Source organism: Chitinophaga sp. ARDCPP14 (assembly GCF_051362515.1).
In the GTDB taxonomy this organism is placed as follows: Bacteria; Bacteroidota; Bacteroidia; order Chitinophagales; family Chitinophagaceae; genus Chitinophaga.
In genome coordinates, this window is record NZ_JBKIXB010000004.1 from 51,856 (window position 1) to 76,160 (window position 24,305).

A 24,305-nucleotide genomic window follows, 5' to 3' on the forward strand; every position below is an offset into this window, starting at 1 on the left:
ACAAGGGTTATTTATTCATTGAATCCAGCGAGTGAAAAGCATTATCCACCATAGCCGTCATGGTTAGATTTTCTCCCACAAATTGTTTGGCATGTTGCCCCAGCCTGGTGATCTCTTCATCTGACAACTGATCCAGCACATACAAACACTCGTCCATGCTATCGAAGATCAGCCCGTTGTAGCCATCGCGGACATAACTATATTCCACGCACTGCAGTACTTCCTCGCTGCGCTTAAAAGTGCATACCGGCTTGCCATAAGCCATTGCTTCCACCGCCGACAGTCCCACCCATCCCGGCTGAAAATACAGGTCGGCGATACCAAACAGCTCCTGTTTTATAATCGGATCATACACCGCCCCAAAGTCATGTACATGTGGATAACTACTGAAGTCGGGCTTGTATTTACCTGCCCCAATGATGATAAATCCATACTGCTCCGGATCAGTTTCCTGCATCAGCTTCTCCAGCAAATCAATACGACGGCCGGTTTCATTAAAGCGGGCGCAATAGATCAGTATCCGTTTTGAGCGGATATTATACTTTTCACGGAGCGCTGCTTTATCGGGCGCCTCCCGTTGCATAATCTTTTCCACTTCAGAAATCGTATTGTTCAAAGCCACTGCCTTTAACCCCGGCATTTCCTGTTGCCAGAGCGCCATCTCTTTTGGTGTGTAAAACCAGGTAGCATCGGCCAGTTGTATCATCCATTTCAACAGGCGGCTGGGTCGTTGTTCTTCCTGCACATATCTCTTCACCGAAATACCATGTCCCCAAAGGATAACTTTTTGTTTCAGCAAGGGTTTCAGCAACAGGATCATCCAGGTAGACAGATGCGCGAAATTGAGCATCAACACCAGTACCTTATAGTCTTTATTAAAAAAACGTAACGGGTTATATAACACAAACGGGCCTATGCTCCAGGCAGGCAATTGCTTCACTGCAGTATTGCCGGCAGACAGGTTTTGCTGTTTGATAGCATCTGCCTGATCATAACAATACAGATCGAAAGGCGCCTGCTCATTGAGCCGGTTAAAAAAATGTTCGCGGTAATGCGGCACCAGTGGCTGCAGAATGGCAATCATACCAGTACATTTTTATGTGCATGAATAATACTGCTCACATCATAACCATAGATCATGCGGCGGCCTTCGTGGATGGAGTCGAACGCCACCACGTTACCATCACGCTTCCAGCGTGGGTGTAAATCGCAGTGGAGACCGCTGCGTGTAAAGGCCATCTGTTCCAGCGAAAACGCTTTTAACACCCCTTCTTCCACGCCGGCCAGTAAAGGGTGCGCCTGCTTCAGATCAGGTTTATCGTCAATCATACGGTAAGTACCCAACGTCACTTTCTTTTGTGTGCTGTACTGGAAAAGGAACAGCGTCCGGATTCCCTGTTGATTGGGATAAGTATCACAAATCATCCAGTCGCGGTCAGCCGGGCAAAACATCGGATGCCCGTCTTCTGTAATAATATCTTTTGCCAGCATAGCCGGCGCCCCGTTATCCACATCCTCCAGTAACAACCAGTTGAAAGGCGCTACCGCTTTTGCACCTTTCTCTTTTGTATACAATAATTTCTTCAGCACTTTCTTTCCCCCGGAAATCAATCCGGAAGGCATCATCTTATACAACAGGGAACCACGCAGTTTTTCGATGTTACTGCCTGTTCTGCCCCAGATAGCGATGTGTGAATCATCTTTCCAGTCGAAATGACTGAGAAAGCCTGTAGCCAGGCATTTCAGGTCGCTGCCATCCACACCGATCGTCATGAGCCGCGTGGTTTCACCTCCGTCTTTTAACTTATAGCGGTGCAGGAAGGCCAGCCGTTGCTGCGAGGGATTCAGCAGCAGGTGCGTGATATAATGATGTTGTCCCAAAGCGGGATTGATTTTATAATTAGCGGCAGCAGCAATAGACAGCAATAATGTTTGCTCACCGGTATATACATTGTGTTTTACAATACCGGAGTTATCAGGTACGTGAACGTGCGCATACTTATCAGCAATACCGGTGTATCCATATCCTCCTACACGATACAGCCTTGCGTAGTCGATACCAAAGGCAACGCCTTCATCTGTGATCACATGGGCGGGCTGATGCAACACACTCACACATTTGCCGGCATTTGTATCATATATCCGGGAACCCCATACATCATCAACCCGGTCATTCACGATAAAAGTATCTGTATCGCCGATCCATTGCTGGCGGGCGCCCTGTGGATAATTATAAGCGTAGGTGTCTCCCATCCGGCGGAATTGCTGTGCTGCATCGAAATAGCCAATGCCGCAGGGAATGCGCGGATCCGGGGGAACAGTAATGTCGGGTGTTTGTAATGCAAGCAATTTATCACCTGCAGCATTCCAAGCTACCAGGTCATGAAAACCAAAAAAGAAATGTCCTGTTCCTGCTGATAAAATAAATTCCTGCTGCATATATTAATGTGTTGTGATGAAAGATGATTTATCCATGCACTTTTCTTTTCTCAACAAAAAAGTCTGATCATGAATCTTATTATCAATACGTCTGATAACATCTTCTTCAGATAAATAAAAACCGTTCACACCCTGCAGTGTTTTCAACAGATCTGTTTTTACAATATCCCTGGCCATAAATTCTGCGCTGATGCGATTGCCGGAGAGGGTTTTAATTTTCTGGTGAAGAAATGATTTGCGATAAAGTTTTACCGGTGTAGCATTGATATTATATAGTTGAATAGCAGCCTGCCAGTCCATCCATTTAAACTCAGCCACACCACTGCCCTCCGTATGTGGCGTGGATAATATAAAGCGGTGCCAGGGCACGCGTAGCGCATCGGCGAGGATGGCGCCGTGCATGGCTTCCGCAATCACATACTCCGATGCGGCGATTTCCTGCAACGTATGTTCTACGCCTTGCTCCGACCGTGGTGAGATATAATTATAACCCAGTTTATTACAGAGTGCTTCCCAATCGAAAAACGGCACTGATTTAAAATAAGGAATCACGCTCACCTTGTGCTTTTTCTTCATCTTCAGGAATTTATCAAACTCCGGCAGCTGGCGGATAGCGTAGGCAGCATCAGCGATGTACGGGAACTGGTTATTAAACGCGTAGGCCGACAATGGGCCCCGCAGGAAACGGATATCCCAGCTGCTGTTAAGACTGAAGGTTTGATGAGAAGGCCTTACGCCTGTGCCGAAAACAATCTTGCACTTGTCCGGTATATCCCTGAATAGCGGAGAGCCGTCGAACAGGATGGAACCAATGCCCAGGAATGCTTCCGGATCATTGATATTTCCTTCGCCAAATAACTTGGGCCAGAGCCACCCGTTCAGGTCATCACCAAAATTGCCTTTGGGATCTTTATAATAAACATAATCCACGTTGTAGTCATTTACAGGTTAGCAATACGTAATACTTTTACTGCATCGTTACTGTTGATCCATGCCGTAAAGTCAACTGCCCGTCGTTCCCAGCTGTGGGCTTCGCTATTCACCGTTGCCGGCGCCAGCTTGCCATTAGCCAGTTTGCTGATCAATACCGCCAGTGATGCCGGCGCATTGTTGTTGAAATAATATCCCTGGTGCCCGAATATTTCCAATGGCTCGCCAATAGCACAGGTAAACACCGGCTTGTCAAATGGCAGGTACATGTAAATCTTACTGGGACAACGCGCCCAGTCCTGCACAGTATCATTCAGCGGGGAAATAAATGCATCGGCCGCGGTGAACCAGGAACTGAGATCTTCTTCGGGTGCGTAGCCCAGGAATTCAACCTGCGCATCCAGCTGCTTTTCCTTGACAAAAGCTTTTGCTTCCGCCATGTGCCGGCCCTGTCCCAATAACATTAATACCACATCACTTCTTTCCTTGCTTACCATTTCCATTGCCTGCAACATGGTAAAGAGGCCATAGTTGCGGGTAAGCGTGCCCATATAGATCAGTATCGTTTTGCCTTTATAAGCATCCTGCAATTCATCCAGGCGGATCCGCGGCGACGCTATCACATCATTATTGAATGCATAAGGCGAGTACAACACCGGAAGTTGTTTACGGAACAGCTGCGCCGCCCTTTTCGTATATACGTTACAGAGATACTTGCTGGCGCACAGCAATCCATCGGCATACAACACCGACCAATACTCCAGCGCCAGCATAGCCAGCTTACGGATGCCTTTATTGTCGGGGATACCGGAAGGCAGCTCCGAATGTTCGATAAGTATTTTGGGTTTTACGTTGAGCTTACCTTTGGAAATACGGTTACGGAAACTGAAAGAACAGAATAACACATAGTCTGGTGCAATCTGGTTTACCAGCTCTGTTTTAACCCTGACTTCTTCTCCTGCGGAGCCAGGCTGATAGTAATATACCTTCACTGCCTCACTACACTCCATGGCTATACGTTTCCGGTTCTCTTCACTGTCCTGCGCAATGATAGACACTTCCCAGCCTAGCGACAGCAGCGGTCCGGCCATGCCTATCGCCCGTTTCATGGTGGCAATGAATTTAATATCCCCTAGTGTAATGAAGCATATTTTCATAGCTGATGTTTTTTTACCGTTTATATTTTCCCTTCGGGAGATAGCATATCGATCGTTTCATTTATTTGTACGGGTACTTCCTCCGTGGCAGATTCTTCCATAAAATCATAGTAGGCGCGCAACAGTACTGCACCAATGGCAGGTATGTTAAACCTTAGTTGCTGGATGGGGGAAAAAAGAAAAGTCCATATTACCCCAATCGTCATCAGTACCAGTACCGGGTACAATGCTGTATCCGCAGCGTTGCGAATGAGGTAAAATCCCATTCTCAGCAGGAATATGAATATCAGCAGTACCGCAATAAATCCACCCAGCCCGCAGTTTACCCAGGCCCCCAACAGGATCGAGTGACTGGGGATCAGGTGGTCTGTTGAGGTAGCCAGTTGTTCATTCATTTCTTCATTCTGGTACAGCAACAGGATCCGGTAATATTGCAGGTTGTCGTCTTTTGCCCAGGAACCATGACCGAACAGCGGTGCATCGGCAATGGCTGCCATTGCAGCAAAGGTTTCGCCCCTGCCTGTCATCAGTAATGACAACGGATTATAAGGATTATCGAGCCGGTCGATTTGCTCGGAAGCATGATCTCCTCCTATTTCATGATTCATCACTGCATTTACATAACATACATAGGCAAACTGGAACAGGATAGCGCCTGCAATCCCAAACACCAGCAACCGGTCGCGGGTGAGATACATACCACTGTTAAAGCAGTAGATGATAATGGCGCCCAGGAAAAAGACCATGCCTGTTGAGCGCGAGTCGCGGGCAAAACATAACAGGCTGTAGCCTAATAGCAGCGCCAGCACTGCCTTCCATTGTCCTCTGCGATATAAAAGGAAAGAACAGATATAAACAGCGTACGACAGGATAGGTACCATCTTAAATTTGAAGTACGACATATCCGTATCGGCATTATCATCTGTCCAGATAATATTTTTGATAAGGGTCATGCAAAGGAAGAAGAAGATGGCCTGGTCATCTTCCAAAGTTTTAAACAGGAAAATAAAAGAGAGGATAGACATAATGATGGCCGCCCAGCCCCGCATGAAATTCTCTGAAGAGCTATGTACAATAAACAGATCAGTAATAGCCTGGAACACAAAGAGCGCTACCAATGCAAAGATGATCTTGCGGAACATGGGGTATGCTTTAAAGTCCCGCAGGTCAAATACAAAGGGGGTAGACAGCAGCACCATGATCTCATTGAGCTTCAACTGGCCTACCAGTGCTACATTCACGCCACTCAACAAAGTGTACATGGCTATTTTGATCCGGTTAAACATAGGCAGGCATTTTATCGCGAACCGCGTAGTGAACAATTTGCTGTAGCCGTTCCCGGTTTACGTCCAGGCTGTATTCCTGTAAAAAATCTTCCCGTAACCGGGCGCCCTTATCCGTTTCCGGATCAAAAGCCAGCAGGGATTGCTTAAACGCTTCAGGTTCATCAGACACAATAAAGTGATGACTCTTCACGCCTTCCACTCCCTTCCGGGTACTGATAATCGGTGTACTGAGTGCCATTGCTTCCAGGCATTTCAGGCGTGTACCGCTGCCATGCACTAACGGAATGATCACTGCGCTGGCCACGGAGATATACCACTTCACATCATCCACCTTTCCAAAGGCTACAATATTGCGATATTCTTCTTTGCCGGTAATTTGTTTCAACGCTTCTTTAGAACCCCTGCCTACGAGCCACAGGTCGTACTTTCCGGCCAGATCATCATCCCACACGTTTTCGATAAACCATTTGAGGCCGGCAAAATTCATATATACGCCGAAGTTAGCCGTCATCACCAGCACACGCTGCTGCTTCTTCCCGGTGAAGTGATAATCCTTTGCGTCCAGGAAGTTGGGAACCGTAAAAACTTTCTGTTTAGGCAGGAAGCGTGTGTGATAGGCATTATCATCTTCACTAACTACCAGTACCGCAGCAGCTTTGTTAAAGTACATGCGCTCATGTAGTTTTTCCATACTGAACAGCTGCCACTTGCGCAGCTTATCCACAATATTTTTTGAGGGCAGCTGCCAGGTAATCATGGGCTGTGCGTTGTGCGTGCCCAGGATAACGGGAATCTGTTTCTGCCTGAAATAAGAAATATAATGACCTACATAGCCATAGTCCAGGATAGCTGCTGCCAGCGGATAATCGCGGCACACCTCTTCAAAAATGCTCATAACGGTGGCAGAGCGCTGGAAGTATTGCTTACCCGTAATGCGGGTCAGCAGATCGAAAGGTTTTGTTTCATAAGTATAAAAAGTAACGTTAGGGAGATGGTATTTTTGCAGGTCCACCTTCTCCACATTCTGTACCACGGCAATCACCTCATAACCGAGCTGCGACAAAGCTTTGATCAGGTAGTAACTCCTGATGCGTTCTCCCCCGTTTTGCGGGAAGGGAGATATGTCTGTGAAGAAAAGAATGTTCATATCTTAATTCGCTTTTAATACCACTAGCCGTGCCTGTAGTTTTGTGAAAATCCTGTTGAGTAATTGTTCCACTTTCGCAGTTTCATCGGTGGTTAGCCCGATGAGCCGGATGAGGAATACGATGCTGATGATACTTATTGTTGTGGTAACGCCCAGCCGCATAAATCCTTCCCCCATGAATAGTTGCGGGATGCAGGCCAGTCCGGCTGCCAGCAATGCCGGCACTATTGATTTGATGATCACCTGCCGGGTAAACACTGCCGGCGATAAGCCCGTAATAGTTTTCGCCGCCATCATGCGGTAAATGCCGCTTACAACTTCTATGGCGATGGCACTGATCAATACCGTAGCGGCCGGATATCCTGCTTTCAGCAGCAACCAGGCAATGGGTAAATTGAACAGTACCATTGTGCTGACTACCACCTGGTACTTTCTTATTTTCCCCACCGACTGTACCGCTACCTGTATGCCCGACGACAGCTGGTTAATCAATGTAGCGATGATAATCAGGCGGCACATCATGACGGTAAAATCAGGTACTTGTTTCAGCCAGCATTGTAATACAAATGGCATTTCTATCATCATGGGGATGGCGAAAAGGCTCAGCAGGAAAAAGGAAAACTTGCTGGCAATCATGGCCAGCCGCAGCATCCTCGGACGGTCGCCGCTGCCTTCACTTTTAATGATCTGCGGATTTAATGCCCGCAGCATGGTAACAGAAAAGTAGCTGAGCTGTGCATTCACCTGGTTAGCGATGCCATAAGCCGCATTAACGATGGTGCCAAAGAAAACATTCAGCAGAAGAGCGATGCCCTGGTTGCGTGCTACAAAACTGCCGGCGCCAAACATATTCCACCCTGCGTAGGCAAACATTTCTTTCAAAAGGCTTTTGTCGAAATACTGCCGGATGCGGATGCGGCTTTCTTCATACTTCACCGCGCAATACACCTGCTTAAACACCAGCAGTAATACGGTGAGCAATGCCATAAGGCCGCCATACACAATGAGCCGGTCGTATGAAGTGTATTGCAGGCTGAGTGCTATCAGCAGTTTGCCTACGGATTCCACTATTCCCATTATAGCTACCATCACCATATTTTCCTGTGCAATCAATGTAGCATCGTAAGGCACAGAGATGATCGTAAAGAACGCGCTGACCACCATGAACTGAAAAATAAGTTTGGCAGCCATGGTGCGGGATGCAGGATAATTGAGCACATGATCAAAAAGATAGCTGCCTATCACTTCAAACAGCAGCACCAATGCCAGGCCCAGTACAAAATGCAGCAATACGCTGGAGTTAAACACCACTTTCAGTTTGTGTGCGTCTTTGGTGCCAAGGTGAAAAGACATATACCGCTGCGTGCTGATGGTCATTGCCATGTTCAGGAAAGACAACATGGCAATGACCCCGCTGATCAGGTTAAACAATCCGTAGTCTGCCGCGCCCAGCAGGTTGAGTACCAGCCGGGTGGCATATAAGGAAATAAAAACGGTGATCAGCATCCGTCCGTAAAGCGCGCCTGTATTTAATATCACCCTGTTCGCTACCTGCATGTTGATTTAATTATCCGATTAAGTGTTCCAGTTGTGTCACTTCTTTCTTTGCAAACAATGCCACGTCGCTGGCCATCATTTCCTTTACCAGTGCAGCCAGGTCGTAGGCTGGTTCCCATCCGAGTACTGTTTTGGATTTGGTAGGGTCGCCTATCAGCAGCTCTACTTCCGTAGGGCGGAAATAACGCGGATCAATAGCGACTACCTGCTTTCCTAACGGCAACGCATATACCTCGTTTGTGCAGGCAGCTACGGTACCCACTTCCTCAGCACCGGTGCCGGTGAAGGCGATTTCGATACCCAGTTCTGCAAAGGACATGCGTACAAACTCTCTCACGGTAGTGGTAATACCGGTAGCAATTACGTAGTCATCAGGTGTTTCCTGTTGAAGGATGCGCCACATGGCTTCTACATAATCTTTTGCGTGGCCCCAGTCGCGTTGTGCATCCAGGTTACCGAGGTACAGTTTATCCTGCAGTCCGAGTGCGATCGCAGCAGCGCCCCTGGTGATCTTCCGGGTTACGAAAGTTTCTCCGCGCAGCGGGCTTTCGTGGTTAAACAGGATACCGTTGCAGGCATACATTCCATAAGCCTCGCGGTAGTTTACCGTAATCCAGTAGGCGTATAACTTCGCCACAGCATATGGGCTGCGCGGGTAGAAAGGCGTTGTTTCACGTTGTGGTACTTCCTGTACCAGTCCGTACAACTCGGAGGTGCTGGCCTGGTAGATGCGTGTTTTCTTTTCCATTTTCAGGATGCGCAGTGCTTCCAGCAGGCGCAGCGTGCCTATACCATCTGCGTTGGCAGTATATTCCGGGGTATCAAAACTTACCCGTACATGGCTCATGGCAGCCAGGTTATAAATTTCATCCGGTTGGGTTTCCTGTATAATGCGTATGAGGTTGGTGCTGTCGGTCATATCGCCGTAATGCAAACGGAAGCGCACATTTTCACTGTGCATATCCTGGTAGAGGTGATCAATTCTTTCGGTGTTGATCAGCGAAGCGCGGCGTTTTACACCATGCACCATATATCCCTTTCCCAGCAGCAGTTCTGCCAGATAAGCGCCATCCTGGCCGGTAATACCTGTTATCAGGGCTACTTTCATACGATCGTTATTTTTTAGTGATAAAAAGAAATAAGTTATTGCATAAGGGCATTTACCGGGGTAGCAGCTGTATTGCCGATACCATAGTAAGTGAACCCATGTTTTACCAGTTGTACGTCATCATAGATGTTCCTGCCATCGAACAGCAGCGGCGTTTGCAGCAGGCTGCGCAGGCGTGGCCAGTCGGGCATCCGGAAGGCATTCCATTCCGTTACCAGCAATACGGCGTCTGCATTTGCAGCGGCGGCATACATATCATCCGCAAAGGTGACGCTGTCGCCCAGCAGGTGAAGCGCCTCTTCCATGGCAACGGGATCGTATACACGAACCTGTGCGCCGGCTTCCAGCAGGCTGTTGATCAGCACCAGCGAAGGCGCTTCGCGCATATCGTCGGTGTTGGGTTTGAAAGACAGTCCCCATACGGCGAACGTGCGACCTTTGATGTCGCCGTCGAAGTGACGGAGCACTTTATCGGATAATATTTTCTTCTGATCTTCATTCACGGCTTCCACTGCTTCCAGGATACGAAGCTGATAGCCATATTCGCGGCCGGTTTGGATCAGGGCCTTTACATCTTTGGGGAAACAGGAACCACCGTAGCCAATGCCGGGATACAGGAAGTGTTTCCCGATGCGGGGATCGCTGCCGATGCCTTTACGCACCTGGTTGATGTCCGCACCCACGAGCGTGCATACGTTGGCGATATCATTCATATAGGAAATCCTGGTGGCCAGCATGGCATTGGCTGCGTACTTGGTCATCTCCGCAGAGGCGATATCCATAAAAAGCAGCGGGTGTCCGTTTAACACAAATGGGCGGTATAATTGTTCCAGCACTTCGCGGGCATGGGTAGTACTCACGCCGGCGACAATACGATCCGGTTTCAGGAAATCATTTACGGCGGCGCCCTCTTTCAGGAACTCCGGGTTGGAAGCCACATCATAATCGATGATCAGCTGGCGGGCCGACAGGCTCTCCTTTACTGCGCGGTTCACGCGGGCGGCGGTGCCAACAGGCACGGTACTTTTGGTTACCAGCAGCAGGTAATGCTCCATGTATTGTCCTACCTCATGCGCTACCTGTAATACATACTTCAGGTCTGCACTGCCATCTTCTCCAGGTGGTGTGCCTACGGCAATAAATACCACTTCAGCTCCGGGCAATGCGCTGGCCAGCGAGGTAGTGAAAGAAAGACGGCCGCTTGCCTGATTACGCATCACCATTTCAGGCAAACCAGGTTCATAAATGGGTAATACCCCTTTCTGAAGCCGTGCTATCTTTGCTGCGTCCACATCCACGCAGGTAACACTGGTTCCCACTTCAGCCAGGCAGGCGCCGGTAACCAGTCCAACATATCCTGTTCCTACAATGACTACTTTCATACCACTGGTTTTAAGGTTGTAATTTGAACTGATCCTGTTGCAGAAAATCCCTGTAAGCCATTACCAGTCCTTCTTTCAGGCTGATGCTGTGTTTCCATCCCAGGCGATGCAATTTGGATACATCCATCAGCTTGCGCGGCGTGCCATCGGGTTTGGTAGCGTCAAAAATGATTTCCCCTTCATAACAAACTACTTCCCGGATGTACTCTGCCAGTTGCTTAATGGTGAGATCTTCTCCTATCCCGATGTTCACCGGTTCTTTATCATTGTAATGCTGCATGAGATATACACAGGCATCTGCCAGGTCATCTGCAAATAAAAACTCCCGTTTAGGCATGCCCGTGCCCCATACTGTTACGGATGGTTTCTGATTTACTTTCGCTTCATGAAACCGGCGGATCAGCGCCGGTAAAACATGTGCATTTTCCGGGTGATAGTTATCGCCAATGCCGAACAGGTTAGTAGGCATTACGCTGGTAAAGTTGCAGCCATACTGATCGCGGTAAGCCTCGCATAATTTGATGCCGGCAATTTTTGCAATTGCGTAGGGCTCATTGGTTTGTTCCAGCGTGCCTGTCAGCAGAAAGCTTTCTTTGATTGGCTGCGGCGCCATGCGCGGGTAGATGCAGGAACTCCCCAGGAACTGCAACTTGGTAACGTTATGCTTCCATGCCGAATGAATAACGTTGGCGGCAATCATGAGGTTATCGTACAGGAACTCTGCGCGGTAAGTATTATTAGCATGTATACCACCTACTTTGGCGGCTGCCAGGAATACATATGCCGGCTTTTCCTTTGCAAAGAATTCATCCACTGCGGCGGCATTGCGTAAATCCAGGCTGCCGGAGGTGCGGGTAATAATGTGCTGGTAACCTAAAGTTTCCAGTCTCCTTTTTATAGCACTTCCTACCATTCCGCGGTGGCCGGCTACATATATAAGATCGTTTGCCTCCATACGTGTTGATTGATTGTGTTTATGTTTAGAGCAGCTCCGGGCGGTTTTCCCTTACCCATTGATGCAGTTGTTTAATATCCTGTCCACTTCCTTTCTGCATGATCAGCAGTGCGCTTTCTGTATTAACCACCACCATATTTTCCACGCCCACCAATGCGACCAATTTATCTTTTCCGATTACCATACTTTTATGCGGATCGCTTTGAATAAAAACCGCCTGGTGATTCCTGTACTGGTAGTGTTGCGACAATGCGTCTGCCAATGCTTCGTAGCTGCCTACATCGCTCCAGTCCATTTTACTGGGCACTACTTTTACGATGTCACTTTTTTCCAGCACGGCATAGTCGATGCTATCTGAAGGAATGGCTTCCATACTTTCTTTCGACAACACACCGGTTTGTTTCCATTCTTCCGCGGCGATGGCAGCGGCTTCATAGATAGCAGGTGCATGTTTTTGCAGCTCCTGCAGCATGATGCGTGCTTTACAGCAGAAAATGCCGCTGTTCCAGAGGAAGCCGCCGGCGGCCAGCATGGCTTCTGCTACGGCGCGGTCGGGTTTTTCCACAAAGCGGAGCACATCATGACCGGAGTAGCTGATGTAGCCAAATCCGGTGTCCGGGCGTGTAGGCACCAGGCCGATGGTAACAATATGATTTCCCGCGGCCAGCAGGCCGGCCGTTTCAATGGCCATGGCATAGCGGTCGGGCGTACCAATCAGGTGATCGGCCGGAGTGATGAGTAGTATGGTTTCCGGCTCCGCTGTAAAGGCAGCCAGGGCAATGGCAGCAGCAGTATTACGGCCTACCGGTTCGGCCAGGCATACCGGGGCAGCTGCGCCTGCCTGCATCAGTTGCTCCTGAACAATTTCGGACTGTTGTTCATTAACAATCGCCATTACTTTATTACAGGCAAAACGGTTTCGCCGGAAAGCGAGTTGTAAAAGACTATAGCCGTCGAACAGGGTGAGTAACTGCTTGGGCGTTTGTTGGTTGGACAAAGGCCATAACCGGGTGCCGGAGCCACCGCAAAGGAGAATATGCTGCATCATAGGATGATTGGTTTATGGTCAGTAATGATGTCCGTTCACCGTTTTATGGCCGGTGACCACCGTTATTTCCCTGGATGGCACTGTTGCTACGAGCATGCAGCCCAGGCTATTCAGTTCCACTTTCACGCGGTTACGGCTGATCTGTAAGATCCTGGCGGTGGAAGGAGAACGGTTTTCTTCTTCCTCTGCCCGGATAGGAAATTTTTCTACAGATACATCTTCATAATCACGGAGAAAATGGCGGATGAGCGCTATTTCGTGGTCTGGTATCACGGCCGGTTGCCCCAGCCAGTATACGAAGTTGACCACGTTGTCTGTTTCCTTTACCACCCAACTCCTGCTTTCAGGAATGTGTACGAATACGTAGGATGGAAAAAGAGGTTCCTGGATGATCTTACGGGCACGTACCAATGGTTTAGCGGGGACGTAGTGTTCCACCTTTTTACGGGTGAAAAGGTCTGCCACTTTTTTTTCGCATTTGGGCCGGGTATATACCGCATACCAGACCGGAGGCTGTTCATTAAACATAGTAGCCGGTTTTTAGGTGATCGGATAGTTTTGTGTAGAATTTATAAAGGCAGGAACGGGCATGACTTCGCCCTTTGTTATTTAATTCGACTATAGCGGGCTGCATTTACTTTACGGTGCGCCTGAATAATCCGGGTTTCTTTGTTATTTCCGTGTAACCGTATCCGTTAATATCACCATATCCGGATCCGTATCCGTATCCTGCCACACCTTGCCGTTTGATACCGTTAAACACAATGTTCAGTTTTCCTAATTCTTTATTCTGATACAACTCTTCAATCAGTTTAAGATAATTTTTCGGAGTACGCTGGTGACGCACCACATACAACGTAGCATCGCAATAGGGCGCTATCAGGCGGGCGTCTGTTACCAGTCCGACAGGGGCAGAATCAATGATGATATAATCGAAACGTTCTTTCAGTTCACTCAGCAACCTTTCCAGTTCACCATTCAGAATAAGTTCACTCGGGTTTGGCGGCATAATACCGGCAGACAGTAAATACAGGTACTCGTTGTCTCCAACAGGTTGCAATATCTGCTGCAGTGATGCTTTTCCAACGAGGTAGTTCGTAATACCCGGATCCGCGCGCATGCTCAGCATCTTGCTGACCATTGGCTTTCTCAGGTCAAACTCCAGCAGGGCTACTTTCTTTTTGGCAAGCGACAAACTCATGGCCAGGTTAACGGATATAAAGCTCTTTCCCTCGCCAGATATGGAAGAGGTTATCAACAATGTTTTGCGATCGCCGTTTAAACCTATATAAGACAAAGACGTTCTCAATGCCCTGAATTGTTCTGCAACGGCTGTTCTGCTGTTATTGGACATCACGATCGCATCTTTGCTGTCGTGGTACATAATTTCTGCTGCAATCGGCGCCGTCGTTATTTTTTCAATATCTGCCCGGAACATCACCTCACGGTTCATCATATCTTTCAGCGATACAAATCCTGCTACCAGAGCAAGTGCCGCCAGTACAGAGATACCGTACACCATTGGTTTCTGCGGACTGAAAGCATAGGCTGCTGCTTCCCCCGCATCTACCACGCGGCTGTCGGATACGGCGGCCGCGTATGCCAGTGCGGTTTCTTCTCTTTTCTCCAGCAGGAAGGTGTAAATATTATTTTTGATCACCTGCTGCCGGCTTACTTCCAGCAATGCTTTTTCTTTTCCGGGTACACTGCGGATGATACCCATGTTGCGGCTGTTCTCCGCCTGAAGGCGTGTTAAACCAGCCTGCAGATTGGCGCGCAAGCTCCCGATGTTCTCCATGATAGCAGGTTTCAGGCGATCTACCTGCCGTGTGAGGCTTGCCAGCAGCGGGCTGTTTTCGCCGGTGGTTTTGCGGAGTCTCTCCAGTTGTAATTCTGTTTCAGACAACTTGCTCACCAGCTCCAGCAGCACCGGATCAGAAAGTCCTAATGTACCGGGTACAATGTTACCTCCCGGATTCTGGCTGGTAACATATCTTTCAATGGCATCCAGTACGGAGATCTGCATATTGGCTTCACTGATCTTCCGGTCATTTTCCTGCACGCCTGCCAGGAATATTTTACTTTGTTCGCTGATATCCACAATACCCTGGGAGGTTTTGAAGTGTTCCACTTCTGTTTCTGCCTGGCCCAGTTCTGTGCTCACGATGCGCAGGCGTTCTTCCACGAAGCGCATGGTGTTTGCGGAAGTCCTGTTCTTATCTTCCACGGCAGCCTGGCTATATACCCGGATGAGTTCATTCACAATATCTTCCCCACGTTCCGGCGCTTCGTCTGTATATTCAAGATCCACTACACTGCCGGCTTTCGCGGCAGGCATAATTTTCATGGTACCGAGGATGATCTGCATCCATGTTTTTTCGTTCATGATATGCAGTACATAACCAGCGGTGGTATCTGTATGCCGGGCTTTTGCCTGGATGAGCATTTTTCCCCAACGGGTTTGTACCGTATCATTCAGCGGATATTTTTTACCGTCGATGGCTATACGCTTTTGCACAGGATCATAAGTAAAAGGCCAGTTGCCGGTAGAAGCCATCTGGATAGACTCCGGTTCCAGGAAGGTAAATTTCACCGGGCTATCTTTATAAAGTACAACGTCTCTTATTTTTCCTTTTTCTATTACTTCTCCATAAAGATTCAGGTTCCTTACCACTTCTTTTGTGAGCGTGCGTGATTTCAGGATTTCTATTTCATTTTCCATCACGGTTTTGCTGCCACCCATCAGGTCGAGCGACTGCAGCATATCGCTGGCGCCGAGACCATTGGTAGCTTCCTGTACCAGGAGCACGCCGGATATTTTATACAGCGGAGTGGCATAACGGAGATAAAGGAAAGCAGCTATCAGTGCGGCTACTACGGCTCCTGCAAAGAAAGGCCAGTATGGCAGATAGCGGGAGCGGATGATAGTCAGCAAACTCTGAGGCGCTTCCGTGTGCTGGGTTTTATGTCCGTTAACTTTTTGCATAACCTAATTATTTATAACTAACCGGTCCAGGATAATAACAAGTAGTGAAAGACTGCTGAGAATAATTGGCAGGATTTGCCGCGAACGATCAGCCGTCGCCACTTTTGACTTATTGGGTTCTACATATAGGATATCATTGGGTTGCAGAAAATAGTAGGGTGAGTTCAGAATGCTCTTGTCGTTCAGATCGATGCGTCGTATAATCCGCTGCCCGTCTATCTCCCGGATCAACAGAATATTATTCCGTTTACCGAACACCGTTATATCTCCCGCCATTCCCAATGCTTCAAGGACCGATATCTTTTCGTTGGTTACGTTTACTACGGTTGGTTTACTTACCTCTCCCAGTATGGTTACACGGTAGTTGAGGAACCGTATGCTCACTACCGGATCTACCAGGAGCTTTCGTTCAATGAGCTGATCATGCAGGTATACGGTGAGTGCTTTTTTGGTGAGGCCTGTTACTTTTACGGGACCCAGTACGGGGTACTGTATAAATCCCTGTTCATCTACCAGGAAGCCTCCCAGCATGGCACCGGCTCCTGCATTGGCGCCTCCTGCGCCGGAAGCGGAGGTCATGTTGGATACATTATAAATGATCACATCCTCCGGATTAAGACTGCTTACGTTGATCTGTAATATGTCGTTCTTTTGGATACGGGGGTCGAAACTGCTATCTGACGGCATTAGCACCGTATCCCTTACATCATTGAAATAAACAGCATTTTTGGTTGACACGCACGAAGTAAACAAACAACTCAAGCATAGCAATCCCAATCCTATCCAGGTTAAGCAGGCTTTCAATATCATCGATATGGCATTTAACATCATCACTTACACTGACCGTTCCTCTCAATACAATATTACTTCAGAACGGGGTGGGATTCAATTACTCACTACAGTATAAATTGAGACGATTAGTTTGGAGTCCTTACTTATTAAAGTAACTTACCGTTCACAGCCACTGACATATTACCAAAAACGAAAATTTGATTATTTTATCTGAAGAAGGGCAAAAAACAGGGCGATGAATAAATTATTTGATAAAATTTTTGAGATTAACTCAGATTTGGTTGAAACATTTAATTTAAAATATACTTTTTTCAGATGTTGGTTTACAGTGAACACGGTTACAAACAACTTGGCTGCCATTTCCTTATATGAGTAGCCTTCCTTGAGCAAGGCTACCAGTTCATACTCCCTGCGGGTAAGTTTGTCTTTGATACTTTCCAGCGGATCTTTATTGATATGAGTAATGAGCAGATGGGCAGCACGGGGAGATAAAGAAGCGCCGCTTTGCACGGTGTCCATCACCGACTGATAGATATCACTAAGGCGGCTGGATTTAATCACATATCCACTCGCACCATTTTTAATGGCCTCAATAATATATTGCTGCTCCTCATGACCGGATAATACAATCACCTTTGTATCGGGATACACCCGCTTTACTTCGCGGAGCCCTTCAATGCCGGATATACCTGGCAAGGTGATATCCAACAGGATTACTTTTACATCCGGGTAAGTAACCGGCAAGTCCATAAATTCCTCTATCGATTTGCAGGCAAACATGACCTTACACTCCTGGAAGTCCTCCAGGAACTCACGGTAATTACTTAGCAGAAAATGGTTGTCTTCAATGATTCCAATGTTGATCATGGCTAAACGGGGGTATGGTGCTCGAAATGATATGGTTTATTAAAATAATCTGATAGTAAATATAGTCGGAAAAATGATAGTTATCTAGTATAATTTTTTATGAATATGTTAAAGGCTTATATACAGATGAAAGAAAAATAAGTCCGCTCAAGTAATTATATTATAATAAATTCTATGTAAATAAATTCTCACTACATGTTAAATAAATGCAACCAAATGCTACTTTTTTAATAATATGAATAAGTTTCGTATATTGTGTACAGAACCATTTACGCTCCTAACCCGGTATCCTTCGAAATAGAAAACCTTTTTAAGAATCAACCAAAAAAAGAAGTATGCTGAACCATATCAAAAGGCATGCAGTTGGCCAAAAATCAATACTGGAAATGCGATCGGATTTCATTGCCATGGCTACCCATGAATTTAAAACACCGATCAGTGCCATCTCGTCTTCCATAGAATTGCTGGAAACCAAAATGCAGAGAGATGAATTGATGTTGCCGTTTTACGAACGCAATTTATCCCGCATTAAGGAAGAAATAGACATTTTGAGCAGCATGGTAGACGACATCCTCACCACCGGCAGCATGGTAGCCGGCAACCCTGTAACACAACCGGAAGAAACGGAGCTACCTATTTTTGCCAGTATGATCCGGCAACAGTATTTCAGCAACCGCGCCGACCAGCGCCAACTCCGCATCAAAGTATCCGGGCGCCCGCGGAATATCTACATCGACAGGAGCCACCTGGCCGGGATATTCACTAATCTCATCAGCAATGCGTTTAAATACTCTTCCGGCGATCCGCTACTCGGCCTGCATTTCAGGAAAAATCACCTCTGCATTAAAGTAAAAGACAATGGCATCGGTATACCGGAGGCGGATATACGTTTTTTATTCACGCCTTTTTTCCGGGCAACAAACGCTCACGGTAAAGAGGGCACCGGCCTGGGCCTGGCCATTGTAAAATCCTATGTTGCCGCCAACAACGGGCATATCAGCGTTACCAGCGGCAAAAATGGTTCTGTTTTCTCGGTTACCTTTAACTACTAACGAACCAACATCACTGTTCCCTTCAATAAATGCTGCTCACTGCGGCTGTCTGTAAACGTACATATATATACATAGGCCTGCACACCCGCCGGCGTGCCTTTAAAATTCCCGTCCCACCCCACCTCGGGTGCATTACTCATAAATACCAAGGCCCCCCACCGGTCATATACCCGTAACCGGTAGTCATGAATCACATCATATACTTTCGGACGGAACAAATCATTTAGACCGTCGTTATTAGGACTGAAAGCACCGGGCATCACCACCAGGCAGTTTTTCCAGGGAGATTCCACCTTAGCGGTTACACCGGCGCTGTAGTCATGTGCATCCATAATTTCCGCTACATGGCTACCCGCTGCAAGCCCGGGAAACACGCTATCGGTTTGCCATTGCCCGTTGTCCAGCCGGTAACGGTAAGGCGGCGCACCACCGGTTACATGCAGCATAATCCTGCCGTCGGCTACTTCCCCGCAACTGCAGGGCTTTACACTAGCCTGCACAGCAGGCGGTATTAATGGGTCAATAGCTGAAAGATTGTCCATCAGCAGCGCTATTCCATACATACTTTTATTACAGGCCGCTGTTGGATAAGCCCAGCAGGAAATATACGTATAGTTGCCATGCGGTCTGAATATGGCATGATACCTTTGCCAGTTTTCATGGGTAAAATTACCGGATGTCCATAACAGCTCGGCGGTATCTCCCGGGGCATTACCCCCGAAGATCGCCAGGTTGCCATAACAGGCGGGATACAAATAATAAAGTGTAAACGCCAGATCCAAACTCAATACATAAGTGCTGTCCTGTTTCAACGAGGCAGGCAACTTTTGGGCAATGCCTTCCAGGAATCCTTTACCACTATGCACCCCTACATAACTCTTACCTGCTGAAGGAGCCAGCAGGATTTCAAAAACACCGGGCTGTGTGTCCGGCGTACCATTAGCCACCAGCCAGCCAGAAGGAACCAAACCTTTCCCGGTACGGCCTTCCAGCGAAGGGTTACTTAAGGGTATCTGCTGTGCCTCCGCAGGCACACACAACGCCAAAAACAGCCAGCAGCATAGTATTCCGTATATAACTGTGAGATCTGAAAACATGCCGCTCATTTACCGGATTAAAATTACCGGTTATATAAATGATGACATATACTCATACCAGTAGTTTGTCGTCTTACTTTTCTTTTGTTTTGTTTGCCCGAAAAAATATCTTTGCCCACAAAATACCCCGGCACGCGATTGTGCCATAGCTTAATCCGAAAAAAACTTATCATGAAAAGATCCGTACTGTACTTAGCCCTGGGAACCGCCCTTCTCACCACGTTTACGTCATGTAATGAAACTGGTAAAAAAGACAGCAACGCTGCGTACGAAGATAAATCTGCATCTTCCGCAAATGATGTAATTGAGTACACCAACCTGATTGTAGACCTTTCTAACAAGAACTCCGACTACGTAGTACGGCTGGTTAATAATGCCGACCGTGTAACCGAATTACTGTCTGGCAAAGGTAATCCCGCCTTCCTCAGCAGTATCATCAAACCTATTATGATTAATATGATCAGTCATGGTAAGGTGAAAGTGGAAGAACCGGTAGATGCCTTAAATAAGGCAGACCAGCAGTTTTTTAAAGAAAAGGTAACCAGCTTTAAAGGCTCGTTCGACAAGTTGAAAACTACTTACACGCAACTGGATGATTACCTGAAAGCACAGGACTACAAAGACGACAAAGGCGCAAAAGGCCTGGCACTGGCAGATTCTATCCGCAGCAGCGCCCAGGTATTTTTTGAGCAGAAAGCTATCCTGATGAAAAGAGTGAACGAAGTAGCAGATGCCAGTGAGGCCATCATCCTGAAAGACAGCCCCATAAAAGATTACGTATTGGCCATGAAAGCCGATATGCAGTCGGTACGTGATTACATTACCCTGCTGGGAGAAGGCGGCGCCGATTTCGCGAAGATCAGTGACAAAGCACAGGCAGCTTACGACGCCCTGGAAAAAAACCAGGCGGCACATGCGGGCATGGATATGGCCAATGCCGCGAAAGAAAACAAAGATTCATATTATAAGAGCTTCTATGACAGCTTTCATCAGTTCCTGCTGACAGCCAAAAGGATCATGCGTGACGCCAAAGAAAAAGGCGAAATGACCGACAGCCAACTCGAAACCCTCGATAACGCGCTGGATACCATGATCGGCAGATACAACAGCTTCACAAAATAAAATAACAATGGGTAGATATCCATCGCGGATATCTACCCATTTATCTACCAGTAACTATTTCTTAAATACTTCTTCCAGCTTCTTCTCTAATTCTTCTCCGCGTAAATTCTGCGCTATTATTTTTCCGCTGCCGTCTATGATAAAGTTGGCAGGAATGCCTGAAATGCCAAACTCCAATACAGGATTACTTTTCCAACCCTTCAGATCAGATACATGCGTCCAGGTGAGTCCATCTTTTCCTACAGCTTTCAGCCATGCTTTTTTATCGGTATCCAGTGATACACCGAGGATATCAAAACCCTGATCATGGAAGCGCTGATATGCTTTTACTACGTTAGGATTTTCTGCACGGCAGGGACCACACCAGCTGGCCCAGAAATCTACCAGTACAACTTTTCCTTTGTAGTCGGTCAATTTCACCAGTTTGCCGGTGCTATCAGGCAGCGACATTGCCGGCCGGGCGCCCACGCTCATTTTAGCATGTTTATCCATCGAGGCTTTGATAGCCAGTCCGTAGTCCGTTTTCCTTGCGGGATCTGCGAGTAGCTGATAGGCGGCCGCCGCTTTTTCCGGGTAGGAATAATTGATATACCTGTCCAGGATCACAAATGCGGCTACCGCGGAACCGGGTGAACGCTTTACAAAAGCGGTAATGGAGCTATCCAGTTCTTTATCCAGATCGGCAAAACCGGCTGCTACCACCTTTCGCTCCACGCTGTCTTTGTTTTTTTCTGCTGCATCTGCACGCTGATATAATTTACCGGCTTTCTGGCGTATCGCTTCCCATGTTTCCGCCCACCCGGCATATAAAGGCTGATTTCCCGAGCCTGCTATTTTTGCGGCTCCCATGGAATCCTTATGAGCGGTAATGGTAATAGTGCTATTTTCCAGGAAGAATGATATCCCGTTATATTTATCAGCGGCAGTCCATATCGAATACAGTTGCGGTGAGCCTACTTTTCCTTTAAACGTAAACTTTCCATTCTTCAGCATGGTGGAATCCGGCTTATGGTCTGGCAACATGAAAGTATTCAGGTATACCTTACCGCTATCCCCGCCGTGGATAACGCCATTAATCGTATAGCCCTTACCGTTTTGTGCCTGTGCCGACAGCATACCAACAGTGGCTGCCAACAGGACGATTGATTTCTTCATATTAATAGTGGGTTTTGATGGTTATGCTGCTTTATAGGTCATACTTACAATTTTGCCGAAACCGGTGAACACCTTTACATCCTGGAAATCGCCCAAAGGACTGATCTTATAGCGGTACAATTTTCCTGCTGTACCGTTCCAGGTACCTACCATTACGTCGTCGCCCGTACACTGGAAGTAAGTTACCTGCTCTCCTGCTGCAATAGTCTTAATGGTCCTTGCTTTACCAGAGGGGATATCATACAGGTAGATGTTACCGTTAACGAGAAAATAGATCTGTTGCAGTTTTTTGGAGCTGGTCATTTTAGTGAAGGCCGCCAATTCAGGAGCATCGCCTGTGATCAGTTTTTTTGCGACGGCGGGGTCCGAGCGGTTGCCATCTATCTGGTACAAATAATAATTACCATTATCCTTGAAGATAGCGTTGTTCAGGAAAGGCGCATTTCCCTGGTCCATAGCAAGAAGATCCTTCCCGATGTTACGCATATCAAAGTAACTGCCCGGCTCGGGTGCGCTGAAAGCCACCAGGGAAGGGATCAGGGAAGCGCCTGACAGGTACACAAAGCCTTTGGTTTTTGTATCAAAAAAGAAAGCGGTATAGGGTGTTTTTTCACCAGTATAGGGTTGCGGACCGACTCCTGTATAAGAAGAAAAATAATAGTCATCGCCCTTACCTCCCGGAAAAGGAAGGGTATTGAGATATTTTACATCTCCCGGAAAACCTCCGGCAACACGTACCTGCAGATGACCGTCGTTAATCAGGATATTCATGCCGGTATTGATTTGCCCGAACTTCTGCGGATGGAACACGGCCGGTGTTTCCCAGAACCAGCTGGTGTAGTCTGTTAGCTTCGTCATTTCTGTATACTCCAGTTCTATGGCGTTGTCAGCGCCAAACATCCATACCGATTTAGCACCGTAATAGTTCGTGGTAGCTACCTGCAGCGGTTCATTCAGTACATAGTCCTTATTCAGCTCTGTGAAAATATGATGGAAGAAGGTATCTGTTTTCAGGATGATGGTCATATCTGTTTTGCCAGCCACATCTTCCATCACGAGCCATCCTTCGCTGAAGCGGTTGATTACCTTCAGGTTGAAGAACTTAAAGTAAGAAACGCCGGAAGCTTTCACGGTTACTTTATAAATGAGCCTGTAAATGCCAGGTTTCACACGGATAGCCTGGTGAAGGTAACGGGTGCTGTCGAGGATATATACCGGATAAGCATCTTCAGAATCATTCTGATGGATACTCCATTCATATACCAGGCCATTATCGCCTGCAGGCACGGCCTCTTTAATATCGGGCTTCACAGTTAATGTGTCAAACTGCAGCACGGCGTCAACTGCCGTAGTATCGGAGATACTGAGCACGTTAATAGGGATAATAGCTTTATTGCTGTTGTCTTTCAGGCAACCGGACAGCGTGAGCATCACCAGCATTGAAACACACAACCAATTATATACTGACAATTTCATATTGCAACTTTTAGGATAAAGAAATAAGAGTGCAGGTTAAATAGCAGGGAAAGTGACCCGGTTGCCATTTTCATCTATCAGCGGCCCGTTTGTATTTTCGTAACGGATCAGTTCTACCCGCATCTTTTGCAGGATAGACATGATCTCCGAAAATTGTGCGCCTGTTCCCATTGTGATAGCGGTGGTACCTAACCGTGATACCATGAACTGATGCTTGGTAAGTGAATATGCGCCATAGAAGAAGTCGCTCCAATCAGCGGGTTTCAGCAACATATCCGTTATCCTTATCTGGTAATTAAGGCTATTAGCGAATCCTGCGGCAAAGTCATCGGAGGAGGCTATACGAAAATAAACAGAGAACACTTTATTCTTCATGTCCGGGGTGCGGAACAGGTATACCGGAAACTTTATGGCATATTCGCCTGCCTTTATAACGGCAGGGCCTATATCAAAATGTGTTCCTTTTACAGCGGTGGAGCTGTCTGTTATTACGAGGTTGAACTTCCTGTCGGTAGCAGTAGCCAGCCCGGTGATCCGCATATTAAGGTACACGGTATCTTTCAATACGGTATCCGGTTTTACCACAAATGTATAATTGATACTGTCGGGTAGTACAAAATCCCTGGAAAAGTAGATCGCAGGCAATTCTTTGTACATCAGCCGCTCTTCCTTGCCACATGCACTTACCAGCAGGTATAATATGGCTGTTGCTATCAGCCTGTTAATATTCTTCATGTTTGATGATTTAA

Annotated in this window: 22 protein-coding genes; 3 read left to right on the forward strand and 19 right to left on the reverse strand. The window is 47.3% G+C overall.

Annotation, left to right across the window (positions count from 1 at the left end; genetic code table 11):
- Positions 1–7: 7 nt before the first annotated feature.
- The 14 genes from ACLHR0_RS12620 to ACLHR0_RS12685 form a co-directional block, all read right to left on the reverse strand.
- Complete coding sequence (locus tag ACLHR0_RS12620; RefSeq protein ID WP_436487015.1) at positions 8–1,084, reverse strand: glycosyltransferase; 1,077 nt, start codon at positions 1,082–1,084, stop codon at positions 8–10.
- A complete protein-coding gene (locus tag ACLHR0_RS12625; protein WP_436487017.1) occupies positions 1,081–2,439 on the reverse strand; it encodes a hypothetical protein in 1,359 nt (452 codons plus the stop codon). The genes ACLHR0_RS12620 and ACLHR0_RS12625 overlap by 4 nt, the downstream gene beginning before the upstream one ends.
- A 3-nt stretch (positions 2,440–2,442) precedes the next feature.
- Positions 2,443–3,369: a polysaccharide pyruvyl transferase family protein gene (locus ACLHR0_RS12630; protein WP_436487019.1), complete on the reverse strand. Its 927-nt coding sequence runs from the start codon at positions 3,367–3,369 to the stop codon at positions 2,443–2,445.
- An 11-nt stretch (positions 3,370–3,380) separates the two neighbouring features.
- Positions 3,381–4,526, reverse strand: a complete 1,146-nt coding sequence (locus ACLHR0_RS12635; protein WP_436487021.1) for a glycosyltransferase family 4 protein — start codon at positions 4,524–4,526, stop codon at positions 3,381–3,383.
- Between the two features lie 20 nt (positions 4,527–4,546).
- Positions 4,547–5,812, reverse strand: coding sequence for a hypothetical protein (locus ACLHR0_RS12640; RefSeq protein WP_429050699.1), 1,266 nt, complete (start codon positions 5,810–5,812; stop codon positions 4,547–4,549).
- Positions 5,805–6,959 (reverse strand): glycosyltransferase family 4 protein, encoded by a 1,155-nt coding sequence (locus ACLHR0_RS12645; RefSeq protein WP_436487023.1) that lies wholly within the window; start codon positions 6,957–6,959, stop codon positions 5,805–5,807. The genes ACLHR0_RS12640 and ACLHR0_RS12645 overlap by 8 nt, the downstream gene beginning before the upstream one ends.
- A 3-nt stretch (positions 6,960–6,962) precedes the next feature.
- Positions 6,963–8,516: a lipopolysaccharide biosynthesis protein gene (locus tag ACLHR0_RS12650; protein WP_436487025.1), complete on the reverse strand. Its 1,554-nt coding sequence runs from the start codon at positions 8,514–8,516 to the stop codon at positions 6,963–6,965.
- 10 nt (positions 8,517–8,526) lie between these two features.
- Positions 8,527–9,624 carry a GDP-mannose 4,6-dehydratase gene (gene gmd / locus ACLHR0_RS12655; protein ID WP_429050702.1) on the reverse strand — a complete coding sequence of 366 codons (1,098 nt, stop codon included), beginning with the start codon at positions 9,622–9,624 and terminating at the stop codon, positions 8,527–8,529.
- Between the two features lie 35 nt (positions 9,625–9,659).
- Entirely contained in the window at positions 9,660–11,006 is a 1,347-nt protein-coding gene (locus ACLHR0_RS12660; protein WP_436487027.1) for a UDP-glucose dehydrogenase family protein, read from the reverse strand.
- Positions 11,007–11,016: 10 nt separating this feature from the next.
- Positions 11,017–11,961: a GDP-L-fucose synthase gene (gene fcl / locus ACLHR0_RS12665; RefSeq protein ID WP_436487029.1), complete on the reverse strand. Its 945-nt coding sequence runs from the start codon at positions 11,959–11,961 to the stop codon at positions 11,017–11,019.
- Positions 11,962–11,986: 25 nt separating this feature from the next.
- Positions 11,987–13,009 carry a mannose-1-phosphate guanylyltransferase gene (locus tag ACLHR0_RS12670; RefSeq protein WP_429050704.1) on the reverse strand — a complete coding sequence of 341 codons (1,023 nt, stop codon included), beginning with the start codon at positions 13,007–13,009 and terminating at the stop codon, positions 11,987–11,989.
- 18 nt (positions 13,010–13,027) lie between these two features.
- Complete coding sequence (locus tag ACLHR0_RS12675) at positions 13,028–13,537, reverse strand: transcription termination/antitermination NusG family protein (RefSeq protein ID WP_370908286.1); 510 nt, start codon at positions 13,535–13,537, stop codon at positions 13,028–13,030.
- Between the two features lie 106 nt (positions 13,538–13,643).
- Complete coding sequence (locus ACLHR0_RS12680; RefSeq protein ID WP_436487032.1) at positions 13,644–15,995, reverse strand: GumC family protein; 2,352 nt, start codon at positions 15,993–15,995, stop codon at positions 13,644–13,646.
- Between the two features lie 3 nt (positions 15,996–15,998).
- Entirely contained in the window at positions 15,999–16,733 is a 735-nt protein-coding gene (locus ACLHR0_RS12685; protein WP_429050706.1) for a polysaccharide biosynthesis/export family protein, read from the reverse strand.
- Between ACLHR0_RS12685 and ACLHR0_RS12690 the strand changes: the two genes are divergently transcribed.
- Positions 16,723–16,902: a hypothetical protein gene (locus tag ACLHR0_RS12690; RefSeq protein ID WP_168771290.1), complete on the forward strand. Its 180-nt coding sequence runs from the start codon at positions 16,723–16,725 to the stop codon at positions 16,900–16,902. The genes ACLHR0_RS12685 and ACLHR0_RS12690 overlap by 11 nt on opposite strands.
- A gap of 86 nt (positions 16,903–16,988) precedes the next feature.
- Here the strand turns inward: ACLHR0_RS12690 and ACLHR0_RS12695 are convergent, their stop codons facing one another.
- Positions 16,989–17,654, reverse strand: coding sequence for a response regulator (locus tag ACLHR0_RS12695; RefSeq protein WP_429050707.1), 666 nt, complete (start codon positions 17,652–17,654; stop codon positions 16,989–16,991).
- A gap of 335 nt (positions 17,655–17,989) precedes the next feature.
- On the opposite strand from ACLHR0_RS12695, the gene ACLHR0_RS12700 reads away from it, so the two are divergent.
- Positions 17,990–18,706: a sensor histidine kinase gene (locus ACLHR0_RS12700; RefSeq protein ID WP_370908290.1), complete on the forward strand. Its 717-nt coding sequence runs from the start codon at positions 17,990–17,992 to the stop codon at positions 18,704–18,706.
- Here ACLHR0_RS12700 and ACLHR0_RS12705 read toward each other — a convergent pair.
- Positions 18,703–19,803: a gliding motility-associated C-terminal domain-containing protein gene (locus tag ACLHR0_RS12705; RefSeq protein ID WP_436487034.1), complete on the reverse strand. Its 1,101-nt coding sequence runs from the start codon at positions 19,801–19,803 to the stop codon at positions 18,703–18,705. The genes ACLHR0_RS12700 and ACLHR0_RS12705 overlap by 4 nt on opposite strands.
- Positions 19,804–19,974: 171 nt before the next feature.
- Between ACLHR0_RS12705 and ACLHR0_RS12710 the strand changes: the two genes are divergently transcribed.
- On the forward strand, positions 19,975–20,925 hold the full coding sequence (locus tag ACLHR0_RS12710) for a DUF3829 domain-containing protein (protein ID WP_429050710.1): 951 nt from the start codon (positions 19,975–19,977) through the stop codon (positions 20,923–20,925).
- A 54-nt stretch (positions 20,926–20,979) separates the two neighbouring features.
- On the opposite strand, the gene ACLHR0_RS12715 is transcribed toward ACLHR0_RS12710, so the two are convergent.
- Genes ACLHR0_RS12715 through ACLHR0_RS12725 form a run of 3 tightly spaced genes read right to left on the reverse strand, consistent with a single transcriptional unit; the run spans position 20,980 to position 24,291 of the window.
- Positions 20,980–22,080 (reverse strand): redoxin family protein, encoded by a 1,101-nt coding sequence (locus ACLHR0_RS12715; protein ID WP_436487037.1) that lies wholly within the window; start codon positions 22,078–22,080, stop codon positions 20,980–20,982.
- Positions 22,081–22,101: 21 nt separating this feature from the next.
- Positions 22,102–23,556, reverse strand: coding sequence for a PKD-like family lipoprotein (locus tag ACLHR0_RS12720; RefSeq protein ID WP_436487038.1), 1,455 nt, complete (start codon positions 23,554–23,556; stop codon positions 22,102–22,104).
- A 36-nt stretch (positions 23,557–23,592) separates the two neighbouring features.
- A complete protein-coding gene (locus tag ACLHR0_RS12725) occupies positions 23,593–24,291 on the reverse strand; it encodes a DUF4843 domain-containing protein (protein WP_429050713.1) in 699 nt (232 codons plus the stop codon).
- Between the last annotated feature and the right edge of the window lie 14 nt (positions 24,292–24,305).

Bases quoted from the DNA above. Each gene is read 5' to 3' on its own strand.
- ACLHR0_RS12620 (WP_436487015.1), bottom strand. From the start codon at position 1,084: ATGATTGCCATTCTGCAGCCACTGGTGCCGCATTACCGCGAACATTTT.
- ACLHR0_RS12625 (WP_436487017.1), bottom strand. From the start codon at position 2,439: ATGCAGCAGGAATTTATTTTATCAGCAGGAACAGGACATTTCTTTTTT.
- ACLHR0_RS12635 (WP_436487021.1), bottom strand. From the start codon at position 4,526: ATGAAAATATGCTTCATTACACTAGGGGATATTAAATTCATTGCCACC.
- ACLHR0_RS12640 (WP_429050699.1), bottom strand. From the start codon at position 5,812: ATGTTTAACCGGATCAAAATAGCCATGTACACTTTGTTGAGTGGCGTG.
- ACLHR0_RS12645 (WP_436487023.1), bottom strand. From the start codon at position 6,959: ATGAACATTCTTTTCTTCACAGACATATCTCCCTTCCCGCAAAACGGG.
- ACLHR0_RS12650 (WP_436487025.1), bottom strand. From the start codon at position 8,516: ATGCAGGTAGCGAACAGGGTGATATTAAATACAGGCGCGCTTTACGGA.
- gmd (WP_429050702.1), bottom strand. From the start codon at position 9,624: ATGAAAGTAGCCCTGATAACAGGTATTACCGGCCAGGATGGCGCTTAT.
- ACLHR0_RS12660 (WP_436487027.1), bottom strand. From the start codon at position 11,006: ATGAAAGTAGTCATTGTAGGAACAGGATATGTTGGACTGGTTACCGGC.
- fcl (WP_436487029.1), bottom strand. From the start codon at position 11,961: ATGGAGGCAAACGATCTTATATATGTAGCCGGCCACCGCGGAATGGTA.
- ACLHR0_RS12670 (WP_429050704.1), bottom strand. From the start codon at position 13,009: ATGATGCAGCATATTCTCCTTTGCGGTGGCTCCGGCACCCGGTTATGG.
- ACLHR0_RS12675 (WP_370908286.1), bottom strand. From the start codon at position 13,537: ATGTTTAATGAACAGCCTCCGGTCTGGTATGCGGTATATACCCGGCCC.
- ACLHR0_RS12680 (WP_436487032.1), bottom strand. From the start codon at position 15,995: ATGCAAAAAGTTAACGGACATAAAACCCAGCACACGGAAGCGCCTCAG.
- ACLHR0_RS12695 (WP_429050707.1), bottom strand. From the start codon at position 17,654: ATGATCAACATTGGAATCATTGAAGACAACCATTTTCTGCTAAGTAAT.
- ACLHR0_RS12700 (WP_370908290.1), top strand. From the start codon at position 17,990: ATGCTGAACCATATCAAAAGGCATGCAGTTGGCCAAAAATCAATACTG.
- ACLHR0_RS12705 (WP_436487034.1), bottom strand. From the start codon at position 19,803: ATGTTTTCAGATCTCACAGTTATATACGGAATACTATGCTGCTGGCTG.
- ACLHR0_RS12710 (WP_429050710.1), top strand. From the start codon at position 19,975: ATGAAAAGATCCGTACTGTACTTAGCCCTGGGAACCGCCCTTCTCACC.
- ACLHR0_RS12715 (WP_436487037.1), bottom strand. From the start codon at position 22,080: ATGAAGAAATCAATCGTCCTGTTGGCAGCCACTGTTGGTATGCTGTCG.
- ACLHR0_RS12720 (WP_436487038.1), bottom strand. From the start codon at position 23,556: ATGAAATTGTCAGTATATAATTGGTTGTGTGTTTCAATGCTGGTGATG.
- ACLHR0_RS12725 (WP_429050713.1), bottom strand. From the start codon at position 24,291: ATGAAGAATATTAACAGGCTGATAGCAACAGCCATATTATACCTGCTG.